Consider the following 15,570-nt stretch of genomic DNA (forward strand, 5'->3'; position numbering starts at 1 on the left):
CCGCCCGACCCTCATGCCCGGTGGCACTTCCCCGAGGGGGACATCATGACGACACGCACACTCCCGGCCCTGATCGCCGCGGTGACGGCCGGCGCCTTGCTGGCCGCCTGCAGCGGCGGCACCAAGGCAAGCTCCGGCGGCGACTCCAAGACCCTGACGCTGGCCTCGGTCGACCAGGGCTCCATCGAGGACGTCGTCAAGGCGTTCGAGAAGGCGAACCCGGGCGTCGAGGTCCGCTACACCACCAGCGGCGCCGACCAGTACCAGCAGCAGATCCGGACCCAGTTGTCCTCGGGCACCGCACCCGACGTGATGTCGGTCTGGCCCGGCAACGGGAACCCGGGCGCCACCTACGTCCTGGCCGAGCCGGGGTATCTGCGCGATCTCTCGGACCAGCCGTGGGCCGCCAAGCTGCCGGACGCCATGAAGAGCGTCGCCCAGTACGAGGGGAAGACCTACAACGCGGTCTTCGGGCAGAACGGCATCGGCGCGTCTACAACCAGCAGGCCATGGCGAAGGCCGGGCTCACTCCGCCGGACACCTGGACGAAGCTGCTGGCCTTCTGCCAGGCCGCGAAGGCCAAGGGAACCCCCGCCTTCGCGCTGGGCAACCAGGACAACTGGGTGACCCAGCTCGTCCTGTACGCGCTCGTCGCCACGACCGTCTACGGCGACGACCGCGACTTCGACAAGAAGATGCAGGCCGGCCAGGCCGCCTTCGCGCAGTCGCCGTGGACCACCGCCCTGGACAAGTACCTGACGATGGAGAAGACCGGCTGCTTCCAGAAGAACCCGCTGGGCACCAACTACGAAGCCAGCCAGGAACTCGCCGCCACCGGCAAGACGCTCGGCATCATCCAGGGCAACTGGGTGATCGCCCTCCTGAAGCAGAAGAACCCGCAAGGCACGTTCACGCTGCGGGCGCTCCCCGCCACCGACGACGCGTCCGAGACGCTCATACCGGCCGCGGCAGGCGCCGGCTACGGCGTCAACGCCAAGGCGAAGAACGAGGAACTCGCCCTGAAGTTCGTGAACTTCGTGATGTCGCCGGAGGGCATGAACCTGTTCGTCAAGAAGCAGGGCGGTCTGCCCTCCCTCCCCGACACCGGTTTTGCGGTCGACCCGTCGTTGACCGAACTGTCCAAGTTCGTCAGGGCGGACCGGACGGTGCCGTTCATGGACCAGCTCTGGCCCAACGCCAAGGTCCAGCAGACCATGCTCAGCGGCCTCCAGGAGATCTTCAGCGGGCAGTCCACACCCAAGAAACTCCTCGACGACATGGACGCCGACTACAAAGCCGGCTCCTGAACGCCCTTGAAGCACAGGAAACCGAAGGGATGACGGTGTGCTCTATGCACAACACGACGCAGAAGGAGCGGACCGCGATGTCGAGAACAGCGACCGTCCCGGCAGAGATGACAGGGGAGTCCGCCGTCGGAGCGTGCTCGCGGCGACGGGGGGCGCTGTGCCTGTAGTGGCCGGTGCCATGGGCGGCGGAAGCACCGCACACGCGGCATCCTCCCCTCGTACCGAGAATGACGCCGTGTCCGGGCTGACCGTGGAACACCGCACGGATCCACTGGGCGTGGATGCCGCCCGGCCGCGCTTCGGCTGGCGCATACGGTCGGCAGCCCGCGGGCAGAGCCAAGGGGCCTACCAGATACTCGTGGCGAGCTCTCCGGACAAGCTGACCGCCGCCCGCGCGGACGTGTGGAACAGCGGCAGTGTGCACTCCTCCGATTCCGTGGCCGTCCGCTACGCGGGCAAACCGCTGCGCGCCTCGACCCGCTATCACTGGACCGTCACCGTCTGGGACGCCGAAGGCCGAACGGTCGGTACCGCCTCCCCCTCCTTCTTCGAGACCGGCCTCATGAGCACCGACGGCGTGGCCGGATGGGACGGTGCACAGTGGATCGGGATGAAGGGGAAGACCCCCAACTCGCCCGGCGCACCGATGCTGCGGAAGGAGGAATCCCTCAGGACGGCGGGCTCCGCGCAGAACCGGCCGCAGGTCCGCGAGGCACGGCTCTACGTCTCCGCCCTCGGGGTCTACGAGGCCTACGTCAACGGGCACCACGTGACCGTTCCGCAGGACGGCTCCACCACGATGGAGCTGCTCGCCCCTGGCTGGACGAACTACGACGCGCGCGTCAACTACATGACGTACGACGTCACGGACCTCGTGACGCGGGAGCCGGACGTCACCCTCGCGATCGTCCTGGGCAACGGCTGGTACAACGGCCGCGTCTCCGAGGGCAGCACCTATTACTCGGAGGACGGCAACGCCCTTGCGGTCAAGGCCAAGCTGCTCATCCGGTACGCCGACGGGACGTCGCAGACGGTCGTCACCAGGCCGGACGGCGGTTGGAAGGCCACGGACACGGGCCCCTACCGCGCCGACGACATCTACGACGGCCAGACCTACGACGCCCGCATGGAGCTGCCCGGCTGGACGTCGCACGGATTCGACGACACCGCCTGGTCGGACGTGGAACGAGTCGCCTTCGAGGACAAGTACCCTGACTCGCAACTCCTCGCCTACCCGGGCGAGACCGCACGCCTGATGTCGCGCTGGGACCGCCGACCGCAGTCGATCACCGTCGCCACCGGAGTGACCGGACAGGACGGCAGCCCCAACGGCAGGGGACGCATCGTCGTCGACGCAGCCCGCACGGTGACCGATCCCGCAAAGGCGGCCTCCGCCTCCGTCACGATCGGCAGCGGCGACACCGCCGTCTTCGACCTCGGTCAGAACATGGTCGGGGTGGCCCGCTACAGCCTGCGCGGACCGGCCGGAGCCCGGGTCGAGTTCAGGTTCGGCGAGATGCTCAACGACGACAGCGTCGGCGCGGACGGCCTCGAGGGCTCCGTCTACCGGGCCAACCTCCGCAGCGCCAAGGCCACCAGCACGTACATCCTCAAGGGGGACCGACACGGCGAGACCCACCAGGACTCCCTGACCTTCTACGGCTTCCGCTACGTGTCCGTCACCGCGACGGACACCGTCACGATCACCGGCCTGACCGGAAAGGTCGCGACGTCCGCAATCCGCGAGACAGGCACCGTCACCACCAACGATCCCGACATCAATCAGCTGGCCGACAACATCCGGTGGGGTCAGCGTGGCAACTACCTCTGGGTGCCCACCGACTGTCCCCAGCGCGACGAACGCCTCGGCTGGACCGGCGACACTCAGGTCTTCGCCACGACCGGCCTGTACAACGCGGACGCCGGTGTGTTCCTCAGCCACTTCCAGGACACCGTTGTCGACTCCCAGGCCGTCTACGGCATGGACAAGGCACAGTTCACCGGGGTCGCCCCCGGCGGAAGGTACAACTGGCCCGGTGGCGGGAGCGGTTGGGCGGACTGCGGTGTCATCCTCCCGTGGATCGTGTGGCAGATGACCGGTGACGCGACCGTCGTCAAGGACAACTGGCCCGCGATGACCCGATACCTGGACTGGATCCGGCAGCAGACCGGCGACACGTACGCAGGACAAGGCTCCCTCACCGGCGACTGGCTGGCGCCCCAGAAGACCAGCGCCCAGCTCATGAGCGACGTCTCCTACGGCTATGCCGCGCGGCTGATGGCGCAGATGGCCCGCGAGATCGGCCGGACGGCAGAGGGGGAGGCGTACGAGCGGCTCTTCGCACGCATCAAGCAGGCGTTCATCACCAAGTACCTGAGCACGGAGGGCGGCCGGGTCACGGTCAAGTCCAGCCTCGGCGACGCGTCCCCGATCGAACCGGGCGCCGACCCCGATGAGAAGACGGAGGACAACAGCCAGTCAGCGCTGCTGTGGGTCCTCAAGCTCGGGTTCTACGAGACGGAAGCGCAGCGCCGCACGCTCGTCGGGCTTCTGGCCGACAACATCGGCAACGACGCGGCCTACAAGGCCGCGCACCCGAACAGCAGCCGGGTCAAGTACGCCGAGAACACGCTGTCCGTCGGCTTCCTCGGCGTCAACGTCCTCGCCCCCGTCCTCACCGAGGAGGGATGCCCGGACCTGGCGTACAAGCTGCTGCACCAGGACGCGCTGCCGTCCTGGCTGTACTCGGTGAGAAACGGTGCCACCACCGTCTGGGAGCGCTGGAACTCCTACTCCGGGGACGCCGGGTTCGGTCCGGTCAGCATGAACTCCTTCAACCACTACGCCTACGGCGCGATCATGGAGTGGATGTACGCGTACATGGCCGGCATCGCCCGCGACCCGGACAGCCCCGGCTTCAAGCACTTCGTCCTGCAACCCCACATCGATCCCACCGGCAGGATCACGAAGGTGTCAGGCTCGTACGAGTCGCCGTACGGCGAGATCAGAAGCGAGTGGGCGGTGGACGACACAGGCCGGACCCTGGTGTACGACGCGGTCGTGCCCGCGAACAGCGAGGCGACGCTGCGCCTTCCGGCCGTCTCCGCCGATTCCGTCCGCGAAGGACGGACCACGCTGGCAGGAGTGGACGGAGTGCGTTTCCTCGGCCACACGGACGGCGTGGCCTCACACCGGTTGCCCTCCGGCCGCTATCACCTGACCGCCCGGCTCCGCTGAGCAGCGGGGGGTTCGGGTTCGGCATCAGGCTGACCGGCAGAGCAAGGGGTTCGCGGCCCATGGGCGGCGAACCGTGTGTTTCCGTGGTGTCAGCGCAACCGCATAATTGGGCCGCGCGTTCCAGTTGGGTAGAGTGGAGGGCATGACAGGACCCGCAGACCCCGCAGAAACCCCAGGCCAGCAGCCCGAGCAGGGTCTGCGCGCCGATGCCGAGCGCAACCGTGAACGCATCCTCGCCGCCGCCCGCCGTCTGTACGCCACCGAGGGCCTGAGCGTCTCCATGGCCTCCGTCGCCCGCGAGGCAGGCGTCGGCAAGGCCACCCTCTCCCGCCGCTTCGCCAGCCGCGAAGAGCTCATCACCGCGGTTTTCGCGGACCGCATGGACGCCTACGCCGAAGCCGTCACCGAAGCACTCGCCGACCCCGACCCCTGGCACGGCTTCATCTGCTACATCGAGGCCGTCTGTGCCATGCAGGCCGCCGACCGAGGCTTCGCCGACGTCCTGACCATGACCTTTCCTGCCGCCAAGGCCCTCGAAGCCCGGCGCACCGAGGCGTACAACGGGTTCATCGAAGTCATCACCCGCGCTCAGAACAGCGGCCACCTGCGCGACGACTTCACGTCGGAGGACCTGGTCGTCCTCCTGATGGCCAACGCCGGCGTCGTCGCCGCCACCGGCGACGCAGCCCCCGACGCCTGGCGCCGCCTGGTCGGCCAGATGCTCCGCGCCTACGCCACCCCCGGAACCGAGCTCCCGCCCCTGCCCCCGGCCCCCGCTCCCCGCGCCCTCTACCGCGCCATGATCCGACTCTCACGCCCCGCGCCCGGCACATCCTGAACCACTCCGACGAACGGCGCCGGGGCGCGTGCGTCGTCCGCGTACGAATCGGCGCGCGGGTCGTCCCACGGTCGTTGTCCATGGCGGTGGCGTACTGCGGTCGCGGTACGCACAGTGCACGCCGTGGGTTGACGCGGGGTTCCGCTTTCCTCGAAGAAACTTGAAGCCTCAAATGGTCGCGGAGGTGGATTGTGATCGAGGTGGACAACCTCAGTAAGAGGTACGGGGACAAACTCGCAGTCGATGCGCTGAGCTTCACCGTGCGTTCCGGTGTGGTGACGGGGTTTCTCGGGCCCAACGGGGCGGGCAAGTCGACGACGATGCGCATGATCATGGGGCTGGACCGGCCGTCGTCCGGAACGACGCGCATCAACAGCCGCCCGTACGAGCAGCACAAGGCCCCACTGCAGGAGATCGGGGCGTTGCTGGAGGCGAAGGCGATCCACCCGGGACGCTCGGCGTATCACCACCTGGTGGCTCTGGCGGCGAGCAACGGCATCGGCAAGCGGCGGGTGCTGGAGGTGATCGACATGGTCGGCCTGACGGAGGTGGCCCGCAAGCGGGCGGGCGGGTTCTCGCTGGGCATGGGGCAGCGGCTGGGCATCGCCTCGGCGCTGCTCGGCGACCCACAGGTCGTCATGCTGGACGAACCGGTCAACGGCCTCGATCCCGAGGGGGTGTTGTGGATCCGCAACCTGCTGAAGGACCTCGCGGACCGGGGCCGGACGGTCTTCGTCTCCTCCCACCTCATGAGTGAGATGGCGTTGATCGCCGAGGACCTCATCGTGATCGGGCGCGGCCGGCTGCTGTCCGCCGGCCCGCTCGCCGACTTCGTCGCCCAGTCCTCCGGCCGCAGCGTACGGGTGCGCTCGCCGCAGGCCGCGCACCTGCGTGACCTGTTGGTGGGTGACGGCGTCTCGGTCACCAGCAGCGAGCCCGGCGTGCTGGACGTCCAAGGGCTGGACGCCGCCGAGATCGGCGAACGCGCCGCGGCCTCCGGACTGGTCCTGCACGAACTGTCCCTTCAGGAGGCGTCGCTGGAGGAGGCGTTCATGGAGCTGACCCGTGACGCCGTCGAATACCACGCCACCACTGCGGAGTTCGCCACCACGGGAGGGACGAACCGATGAGCACCACCGCACTCGCCCCGCACGACACGCCCGAGACGGCCGGCCGACACGCGGCCGGTCAGCGCGTCACCTTTCCGCGGGTCGTCCACATGGAATGGATCAAGCTGCGGTCGCTGCGCTCGACGATCTACACACTGGCGATCACCGTAGCCCTCGTCGTCGGTTTCGGGCTGCTGCTGTCCAGTGTGGTCGGCTCGGGAGAGGGCCCCGGACAGGATGATTTCGGGGACCCGACCTCGATCAGCCTGGGTGGGGTCACCCTCGCCGCCCTTGCCATCTCGGTGCTCGGCGTGCTGATGAGCGCCGGCGAGTACGCCACCGGAACCATCCGCGCCACGCTGTCCGCGGTGCCGGCCCGCCTGCCGGTGCTGTGGGGCAAGGTCGTCGTCTTCGCAGCCGTGAGCTTCGTGCTCATGTTCATCGCGGCCCTGGGGGCCTTCCTGGCCGGCCAGTCGGTCCTGTCCTCCCGCGACATGGCCACCGCCGCGCTGTCGGATCCGGGGGTGTTCCGCGCGCTGGTCGGCGCGGCGGTCTACCTGACCGGTGCCGGGCTGATCGGCCTGGCGGTCGGCGCCCTGCTGCGCAACACCGCCGGAGCGATCACCCTCGTGGTGGGCGCGCTCTTCGTGGTGCCCGGCCTGATCCAACTGCTGCCGAGCAGCTGGAACGACGCCATCGGCCCGTACCTGCCGTCGAACGCGGGGAACTCGTTCATGGCGGTGCAGACGACCGGTGACGCACTGTCACCCGGGGCCGGGCTCGCGGTGTTCGCCGGTTACATCGTCGTGCTCCTGGCCGGCGCGGCCGTCCTGCTCAAGCGGCGCGATGCGTGAGCCCGTCGCCGCAGGCACCGCCGCCGACCCGCCCGTACCCCTCGCGGCGTACGGGCGGGTGGCCCCGTGTGCCGGTACGAGGGGACGGTGAATGCGTGGTGGCCCGGCCCGCCTCGCTGCGACGCGTGACCAGCGCCCCCCGGCGCCTCCTGGGTGCCGCCGTCGCCACCCTCGCTGGGGAGTTCGACGGGCCGGTTCAATCGGCCTGGACGACCTGACGCCGACCGCCTGAGCGGCTTCACTGTGAAGCCGCTCATGCGATGCACAGCAGATGATCCAGATATGCCGCCCGCGTCGTTGCCGAACTCCGCTTCCCGAACCGAAAGAAGCGTCCTAGGCGTGTTGTTCGGACAGGTTGGTGTCCAGGGCGGTGCGGAGCCAGTCCTGGGCGGCGCCGAGGGTGGGTTCGAGCGGGGTGGCGAGTTCGGCGGCGAGTTGCCAGTAGAGGTCCATCACGGGGTGGGCGGACCGGTCGAGTCGGAGGCTCAGCCGGCGGCGGAAGGCCGGGGTGTCCCGGGCGCCGTGGGCGCCGGCGTAGGCGGAGACGAAGCAGTCGAGGGCCTCTCCCTCATGCGGCGCCCGCCCGGTGCGCAGGGCCGGCGCGACCAGCTGGTACGCCTCGCCGAGGCCGTCGTAGAGCACGGCCGGGCGGTACTCCGGATCACGCTCCGGGGCTGGGGGCCGCCAGCCGTGGCCCGGGGGGCAGGGTGCCGTGGCGAGGGCGTGCAGCCGGGCGAAGGCCAGCACCTGGGCCGGCGTGGGATCTGCGGGCGGCTGCGGCACGGCGGCGTCGAGTATCCACGAGACCATCCGAGCCGGAAGCCGTACAGGCAGCACGCGCCGCCAGAAGCGGGCCAGCGCGGCCGTGTCCGGCGGAGCTGCGACCGTGCCGATCACCCGCAGCCGGTCGGCGCGCTCCTCGGCGGTGCAGTCCCGCAGCAGGTGCAGCGCGGCCTGGCGCCAGCGCATGGCTGCCAGTTGGGAGCCGAGTTCCTTCAGCTGTCCGGCGATGACGTCTTCCAGTGCGTCCTCCCGGTCGAGGACCCGGTCGATGTCGGTGACCGGCAGGTCGAGGGTCCGCAGCGAGCGGATCAGGCGGAGGCGGTCGATCGCCTCGGGGCCGTACCGGCGGTGGCCCCCGGCACTGCGGGCGGCCTCGGGCAGCAGGCCGCGGTCGGAGTAGAAGCGGACCGTCTTCACGGTGACGCCTGCGTGCTCGGCGAGCTCACCGATGCTCAACCTGCCGTCGTCGGACAAGACTTGAACCTCCCTCAGGGGGAGTTCCTACCGTACCGGCGAGCGCGGACAGCCGATCAGGCCGCCCGCGCCAACCGAGACGGGTGATCAGGTCACCCGCGCGGACCGGGATGGGCGAAGGAGGCGATCATGACGGCATTCGTACTGGTGTCGGGCTGCTTCACCGGCGGCTGGATCTGGCAGGAGGTGGCCGACCGGCTGCGGGAGGCGGGCGCCGAGGTGCACCCGGTGACCCTCACCGGCATGGGGGACCGCCGCGACGAGGCGGGCCCCGGCACGGATCTGGAGACGCACATCGAGGACGTGTTGCGGCTGATCGACGGCGTGGACGCGCCGGAGGTGGTGATCGTCGGCCACGACTACGGCATCCACCCGGTGCTGGGCGCCGCCGACCGCCGCCCGGAGCGGATCACCCGGATCGTGTACCTGGACGCGGGCATGCACCAGGACGGCGACGCGGCCCTCCAGTTGGTGCCGGACCAGGAAGTACGACGGCGGCTGCTCGACCGGTCCGGGCAGGCCGGGGACGACTGGCTGATCCCCGCGCCCGCATCCGACGAGTGGCAGCGCTGGGGCAGCACCGCCGGCCTCCCGGACGAGGCACTGGCCCGGCTGACCCGCCACGCCGCCCCGCAGCCGGCGGGTACGCTCACCCGGCCGCTCAGGCTCTCGGGCGCGGTCGCCGCACTGCCCACCACGGGCGTCCTGTGTACCGGGAGCGGCCTGACCATCGCCCTGATCGAGGACATGGTCGCCGGCGGGCTGCCGCAGTTCCAGGCTCTGGCCGACCCCGAGGTGGGCTTCTTCGAACTCGCCACCGGGCACTGGCCGATGCTCTCCTGCCCCGACGAGCTGACCGAGGTCCTGCTCAGGGCCGCGGTGGGCGAGGGACACCGGATCACCGCGACCGACACGGTGCCCGCGTACCTCCGGCCCTTCGTACTCGACGTACCGGAGCGGCCCCGCGAGCGCGTCGGACGGATCGACCTCTACATCCCCGATGAGCCCGCCGAGGGCGCCGGGGCTGCCGAGGCCGAGGGACCCCGTCCGGCGGTGATGTTCGTCCACGGCGGCCCTGTCCCCGCCGACATACAGCCCACACCGCGGGACTGGCCGACCCTCGTCGGCTATGGCCGGTACGCGGCGAGCCTCGGCGTGGTCGGCGTGACCCTGGACCACCGGCTGCACGGTCTCGACGACTACGGGCGCGCCGCCGAGGACGTCGCCAACGCCGTCGAACTGCTTCGGGCCGACCCGCGCATCGACCCCGAGCGCATCGCTCTGTGGTATTTCTCCGGCGGCGGGCTGCTCCTCGCGGACTGGCTCGCCGAGCCCCCGTCGTGGCTGCGGTGCGCGGCGGCGACCTATCCCGTCCTCGCGCCGCTGCCCGCCCGGGGGGCCGTGGATCCCCGCTTCCGCCCGGCCGCCGCGGTGAGCGCCGCGGGACCTTTGCCGATCGTGCTGACCCGGGTGGGCCTGGAGACCGCCGAAATCGCCGCCACGGTCGAGGAGTTCCTGGCCGCTGCCAAGGCCTGCGGGGCGGACGTCGAGGTGATCGACGTGCCGGACGGGCACCACGGGTTCGAGACGATCGACCAAACCGAGCAGTCACGCCACGCCGTTCAACGCGCGATGCGGACCGTCCTGTCCCACCTGCGCGGCTGACCCGGCCCGCGCGGCCTCAGGGTGCCGACGGCGCCACGAAAGGCCCAGCATGGGGAGGTGGGACGAGCGAGAGGCCGGCCGACCGTGCCAACCGCGTCACGGTCGCGGTGGCGCGGTCCGGTCACCCCGTACGACAGAACCGCCGCCGTCCTGCGCATCGCACTCCTCCGCTACTGCGGGGTGACCTGTCCCTTGGTGCCGGAACCGGCCCGCCCGGCCTCGGCTGCGGCCCCGAAGTAGTCGCCGCCCTTGCGCCTGACGTCGTCGGTTCCCCAGGCCCTGCCACCAGCGGTCGGCAGCTTCGTCATCCGCGGTATGTGCTTGGAGCAGTGGATGTATGCCTCCTCGACCTCGACTTCGACCCACACCTGGGGGCGGCGGCCGGGTACCGGATCGCGGGGGAGTCCCGGGTACGCGGTACGCATGCTGTCGTCGGAGACGAGGCGGGCGGTGCCGTTGACGTGCAGGCCTATCCGCTCGCGGAGGAAGTCGATCATCAGGATGCCGACGTGCGGGTTCTCGCGGATGTTGCCGAGGCTCGCCATGACGCCGTTGCCGCGGTACTCGGGGTAGGCCAGGGAACGCTCACCGAGCACCTGGAGGAACCCGGGCGGCCCGGCGCGGAACGTGCTGTCGCACTCGCCGCGGGCGTCCGACGTGGCAAGGAAGAACATCTCCTGGCGCGCCACGAACTCACGCATCCGCGCGTTGAGCCGGTCGAGAACCTGCTCCTCGTAGAAACGGTCGGCTCGGGCGACGGTGTCCAACTCCAGTTGGATCTGGTGCTCGCCGTGGCTTCCGGGCCGGTCTACTCGCTCATCGTGGTGCAACGATTCTCCTGTGACAGGGCCTGGGAAGGCAGTGGGTGTCCCGGGACAGGACGCGAGGACCAAGAAGCGGTCACTACCAGTGCAGATGCTTGGCCGCCGTCGCGCTCACCACTAGGGGCTGCAGGTTGACGCGCCAGGTGCCCCGGCGGTCTTCCTGGGGCGTCCTCGCCGCCCTGCGGCGGCCGTCAGCCGGCTCGCGGATGGTCAGCTGCGTCAGGTGGCGGGCTTGCGGCTCACTGCAGGGTCTCCCGGGGTACGTACTTGCTGTCTGACGGGTGGGCAGAATGGCGATTTCCGGGACGTCGACCCGACCCCGGAGGGAAGGCTGACAGTGTAGGCGATCCGGATGGCGACGTCGGCAGGCGTGAGTGACTCGATGTCGGCAGGCATGAGTCGCTCGATCGCCCTTTGGATGTCGGTGAGTTGCAGGCCGCCTGACATGCGCCCCGCCCGTCCCGCCGTCGTTGAGAGGCCTTGCCGCCAGAACAGGGCCGTACCCTGGTGGCCGTGCACATGTGCTTGGTTCGCAGTCCGCATCGGGGGCGTCTGCCGGTCGCCGTTCCTAGGCCGTGTCGTCAAACTCCCTCCCCCCAGCTACCGCTGGGAGGTGCCCCCAGCCCCGCGACGCCTGGCACGCTCCCCCACTGCCTTAAGGGCGTGCGAGGTGCCCCCACCGCGTCGCCTCCCTCCTCCGCCTTGCAGCTTCACGCACCAGGCAGCGCGGGGCCCGCCCTTCGGGCGGACGACGGGAGTTTGACGACAGGGCCTAGCGCCCGTGTTCGCCGGTCACCTGCGCGCCGATGTGTTCCCGGGCATGACCGCGACCGCCAGGTGCCGGCCATGATCCATGCCGCTACGATCGGCCTGCTCGCCCGTCTGAGCGAGCACCCAGGGCACCCAGGCTCATGACCACACCTCCAGCGACCGAAGGCGGCGAAGGCACGGGAGCCACGGCGGCCCGGCTCATCGGGCGCGCCATGACCAGCGAGCGTGCGCTCTCCGGAACGCTCTCCGAAGTCACCCTCACCGGCGGGCGGGTGGTGATGGTCAAGCGCGGTGACGGCCCCGGTGCCCTGCGGGCCGAGGCGGCGGGGCTGTACTGGCTGGCCGACACCGGCACGGTCCGCGTTCCCGCTGTGCACGGCCACGATGAGCGCTGGCTGGTGACCGACCGGGTTCCGCCCGGGCGGCCGAGCGGTGAGGCAGCGGCCCGGTTCGGCCGCGACCTGGCCGCCCTGCACGCAGCCGGCGCGCCCGCGTTCGGCTCCCCGCCACCAGGCGGCCCCAAGGACGCGTACATCGGGCTCGCGCCCATGCGCAACATCCCCGGTACCGACTGGCCGCGCTGGTACGCCGAGCACCGGGTGCTGCCCTACCTGCGCCGTGCCGTCGACGACGGCACGGTGCGCCCCACGGAAGCGGCCGTTGTCGAACGCGTCCTGGAGCGGCTGCCCGAGCTGGCGGGCCCCGCCGAGCCGCCCGCCCGGCTGCACGGCGACCTGTGGAACGGCAACGTCCTGTGGGGCGCCGACCATCACGCCGACCATCACGTCTGGCTGATCGATCCGGCCGCGCACGGCGGCCACCGGGAGACCGACCTGGCGATGCTGCACTTGTTCGGCTGCCCGCACCTGGACCGCGTACTGGACGGCTACCAGGAAACAGCGCCACTCGCCGACGGCTGGGCCGACCGCATCGGGCTGCACCAGCTCTTCCCGCTGCTGGTGCACGCGGTGCTGTTCGGCCGCGGCTACGCCGAACAGGCGCTCGCGGTGGCAAGGGCGGCCCTGGCGCGGTAACCGCCGGTGCTCCGAGCGCGCGTCCCCGCATCATCCATTGACCGTGGCGTCGCTCCAAAACAATTTTGCATGCGGTGAAATCTTGCATAGCATGCACCTTCATGAGTGCAGGGGGTCCGAGCCCGGGGTTGCGCGAACGCAAGAAGCGGGCAACGCGTGATGCGCTCGCGGACGCGGCGCTGCGCATGGCCGCGGAACGCGGACTGGAGAACGTGACCGCGGAAGCTGTGGCCGCCTCGGTCGGCGTCTCCGTGCGGACGTTCTTCAACTACTTCCCGCGCCTGGAGGACGCGATCATCCGGCCCGACCCGGAGAGCGCCGAGCGGGTTCGGCAAGCGGTCCTCGACGCACCCGAGGAGGCCACCGCGCTCGACGCGGTGCGGGAGGCCATCGGCCAGGAGCTCGCGCATATCGAGGAGGACCACGAGCGCTGGGAACTGCAGTGCGCGGTGCTGCGGAACACGCCTTCGCTGTTGCCCCGCCTCCTCGCCGCACGGGGTGCTGATGAACGCGCACTGATCACCGCAGTGGCCGAGCGCCTCGAGCAGAACGCCGACTCCGACCTCCGTCCCAGGCTCCTCGTGCACGTGGCGATCGCCGCCGCCCGCTCCGCCGTCGAGCACTGGACCTCCACCGGCCGGACGGGCACCTTCCAGAGCGTCTACCACGAGGCATTTTCCTCACTGGCCGCCGGACTGAACCGCTGAAGCACCCACAGGCTTCATCACAGAAATCATCAGAGAATGAGGAACGTCAGCCGATGACCGCTGCCGTCACGCCTGAAACCCAGGCGTCCGCATCATCCATGACTCAACGTCAGATACTCCAGGCCATGTCCGGCCTGATGGCCGGCATGTTCGTCGCCATCCTGGCCTCGACCGTGGTCGCCAACGCGCTGCCCCGGATCATCTCCGACCTGCACGGCACTCAGTCGTCGTACACCTGGGTGGTCACCGCAGAACTCCTGGCGATGACCGCGACCGTCCCGATCTGGGGCAAACTGTCCGACCTCTACGACCAGAAGCTGCTGATCCAGCTGTCGCTGTCGATGTTCGTCGTCGGCTCGCTCGTCGCCGGCTTCTCCAACAGTGTCGGCATCCTCATCGTGAGCCGTGTCGTCCAGGGCATCGGCGCAGGCGGACTGACCGCTCTTGCCCAGGTGGTGATGGCTGCGATCATCCCGCCGCGTGAACTCGGCCGCTACTCCGGCATCTTCGGCGCGGTCTTCGCCGTCGGTACGGTCGCGGGCCCGCTCATCGGCGGCGTCCTCGTCGACACGTCGTGGCTCGGCTGGCGCTGGTGCTTCTTCATCGGCGTGCCCTTCGCCCTGCTCGCGATCGTGCTTCTCCAGCTCACCCTGAAGCTGCCGGCGGTCCGCAGGGACGTCAAGATCGACTATGTCGGTGCCGTCCTCATCATGGCGGGGGTGAGCGCCCTGCTGCTGTGGATCACTCTCGCCGGCACCGAGTTCGACTGGGCCTCTTGGCAGACGGCCGCCCTGGTGTCTGCCGGTGTGGTGCTGCTGGTCCTTGCGGTTCTGGTCGAGTCCAAGGTCCAGGAACCGATGATCCCGCTGGACATCTTCCGCAACCGGACGGTGACCCTGACCACCGTGGCGAGCATGCTCGTCGGTGTGGCCATGTTCGGCGGCACGGTCTTCCTGTCCCAGTACTTCCAGATCTCCCTCGGCAAGTCCCCGACGGTCGCGGGCCTGATGAGCCTGCCGATGATCTTCGGTCTGATGCTCTCCACCACCATCGCCGGACAGATCATCACCGCCAAGGGCAAGTGGAAGGCCTTCCTCATCGCGGGCGGCATCGTCATGACGGCAGGCATGGGCCTGCTGTCGACGATCAGCGCCGACTCGTCCTTCCTGCTGCTCAGCATCTATATGGCAGTCCTCGGTATCGGCGTCGGCATGCTGATGCAGAACCTCGTCCTGGCGGCTCAGAACGATGTTCCCGCCTCCGAGTTGGGCGCCGCGACCTCGGTCCTGTCCTTCTTCCGCAGCCTCGGCGGCGCGATCGGCACAAGCGCTCTGGGCGCCGTGCTGAGTCACCGGGTCACGAGCGAGATGGAGAAGGGCTTCGGCGGCGCGGCGGGCGGCGGCGCTACCGCCGGTGACGGTGAAGTCCCCGACCTCGCGACCCTCCCCGAACCGGCCCGCCAGGTGGTGGAGAACGCCTACGGCGTGGCCACCGCCGATGTCTTCCTGGTCGGAGTGCCCTTCGCCTTCCTCGCGTTGATCGCCGTCCTCTTCATCAAGGAGAAGCCGCTCAAGACCCAGAGCGGTCTGGAACGCCTCGCCGAAGAGAACAAGTCGCCGACTGCTCCGGTCCACTGAGCGGTCCGGAAACACCGGCAGCCGAGGGTTGAGGGGCTGTCGTACGGCCGGTAGCCGGCTATGACCGCGCGGAGAAATTTCCGCAGATGAGGGGCGCTCTTCGGAGCGCCCCTCACGCGTGAGCACGAGCAATGCAGGAGCTCTCGCGGGACGCGGGTCCCCGCTCCGGCGCCCGCCGTTGGTTGCTGTGGCCTGGTCGGCCGGGATGTGGGACGTCCCGACGTGGTCGGCGAGTCTTGTTGAAACCTCAACGGGATGCCTCATAGTTCGACACAACGCGGTGGCGGAACGTTTCTGCATTGTCGCTGCAGAGTCCCGTCAATGCGCCA

At 69.7% G+C, this 15,570-nt stretch carries 12 protein-coding genes; 10 read left to right on the plus strand and 2 right to left on the minus strand.

Translation table 11 applies throughout. From position 1 onward, the window contains the following. Positions 1-45 precede the first annotated feature (45 nt). The 6 genes from H1D24_RS42240 (at position 46) to H1D24_RS09185 (ending at position 7,346) form a co-directional block, all read left to right on the plus strand. Entirely contained in the window at positions 46-627 is a 582-nt protein-coding gene (locus H1D24_RS42240; RefSeq protein ID WP_258563952.1) for an ABC transporter substrate-binding protein, read from the plus strand. Beyond that, on the plus strand, positions 510-1,307 hold the full coding sequence (locus tag H1D24_RS42245; RefSeq protein WP_258563953.1) for an extracellular solute-binding protein: 798 nt from the start codon (positions 510-512) through the stop codon (positions 1,305-1,307). The genes H1D24_RS42240 and H1D24_RS42245 overlap by 118 nt, the downstream gene beginning before the upstream one ends. Before the next feature lie 178 nt (positions 1,308-1,485). Beyond that, positions 1,486-4,545: an alpha-L-rhamnosidase gene (locus H1D24_RS09170; protein ID WP_181657088.1), complete on the plus strand. Its 3,060-nt coding sequence runs from the start codon at positions 1,486-1,488 to the stop codon at positions 4,543-4,545. A gap of 142 nt (positions 4,546-4,687) precedes the next feature. Next, entirely contained in the window at positions 4,688-5,383 is a 696-nt protein-coding gene (locus tag H1D24_RS09175) for a TetR/AcrR family transcriptional regulator (RefSeq protein WP_181656914.1), read from the plus strand. Positions 5,384-5,574: 191 nt separating this feature from the next. After that, positions 5,575-6,513, plus strand: coding sequence for an ATP-binding cassette domain-containing protein (locus tag H1D24_RS09180; protein WP_181656915.1), 939 nt, complete (start codon positions 5,575-5,577; stop codon positions 6,511-6,513). Then, positions 6,510-7,346, plus strand: a complete 837-nt coding sequence (locus H1D24_RS09185) for an ABC transporter permease (RefSeq protein ID WP_181656916.1) — start codon at positions 6,510-6,512, stop codon at positions 7,344-7,346. Before H1D24_RS09180 ends, H1D24_RS09185 begins: the two co-directional genes overlap by 4 nt. A gap of 333 nt (positions 7,347-7,679) precedes the next feature. Here the strand turns inward: H1D24_RS09185 and H1D24_RS09190 are convergent, their stop codons facing one another. After that, entirely contained in the window at positions 7,680-8,603 is a 924-nt protein-coding gene (locus H1D24_RS09190; RefSeq protein WP_181656917.1) for a helix-turn-helix domain-containing protein, read from the minus strand. Positions 8,604-8,732: 129 nt separating this feature from the next. Between H1D24_RS09190 and H1D24_RS09195 the strand changes: the two genes are divergently transcribed. Continuing rightward, a complete protein-coding gene (locus H1D24_RS09195) occupies positions 8,733-10,268 on the plus strand; it encodes an alpha/beta fold hydrolase (RefSeq protein WP_181656918.1) in 1,536 nt (511 codons plus the stop codon). A 170-nt stretch (positions 10,269-10,438) separates the two neighbouring features. Here H1D24_RS09195 and H1D24_RS09200 read toward each other — a convergent pair whose 3' ends face one another. Next, positions 10,439-11,098 carry a pyridoxamine 5'-phosphate oxidase family protein gene (locus H1D24_RS09200; protein WP_181656919.1) on the minus strand — a complete coding sequence of 220 codons (660 nt, stop codon included), beginning with the start codon at positions 11,096-11,098 and terminating at the stop codon, positions 10,439-10,441. A gap of 905 nt (positions 11,099-12,003) precedes the next feature. Between H1D24_RS09200 and H1D24_RS09205 the strand changes: the two genes are divergently transcribed. From H1D24_RS09205 to H1D24_RS09215, 3 genes are all read left to right on the plus strand, one after another. After that, entirely contained in the window at positions 12,004-12,897 is an 894-nt protein-coding gene (locus H1D24_RS09205) for a fructosamine kinase family protein (RefSeq protein WP_181656920.1), read from the plus strand. A 101-nt stretch (positions 12,898-12,998) separates the two neighbouring features. Next, positions 12,999-13,604 carry an acyl-CoA-like ligand-binding transcription factor gene (locus H1D24_RS09210; protein ID WP_181656921.1) on the plus strand — a complete coding sequence of 202 codons (606 nt, stop codon included), beginning with the start codon at positions 12,999-13,001 and terminating at the stop codon, positions 13,602-13,604. Between the two features lie 98 nt (positions 13,605-13,702). Next, a complete protein-coding gene (locus H1D24_RS09215) occupies positions 13,703-15,241 on the plus strand; it encodes an MDR family MFS transporter (protein WP_508477083.1) in 1,539 nt (512 codons plus the stop codon). The last annotated feature ends 329 nt before the right edge of the window (positions 15,242-15,570 follow it).

The sequence above is a fragment of the Streptomyces himalayensis subsp. himalayensis genome (assembly GCF_013778455.1).
Lineage (GTDB): Bacteria > Actinomycetota > Actinomycetes > Streptomycetales > Streptomycetaceae > Streptomyces > Streptomyces himalayensis.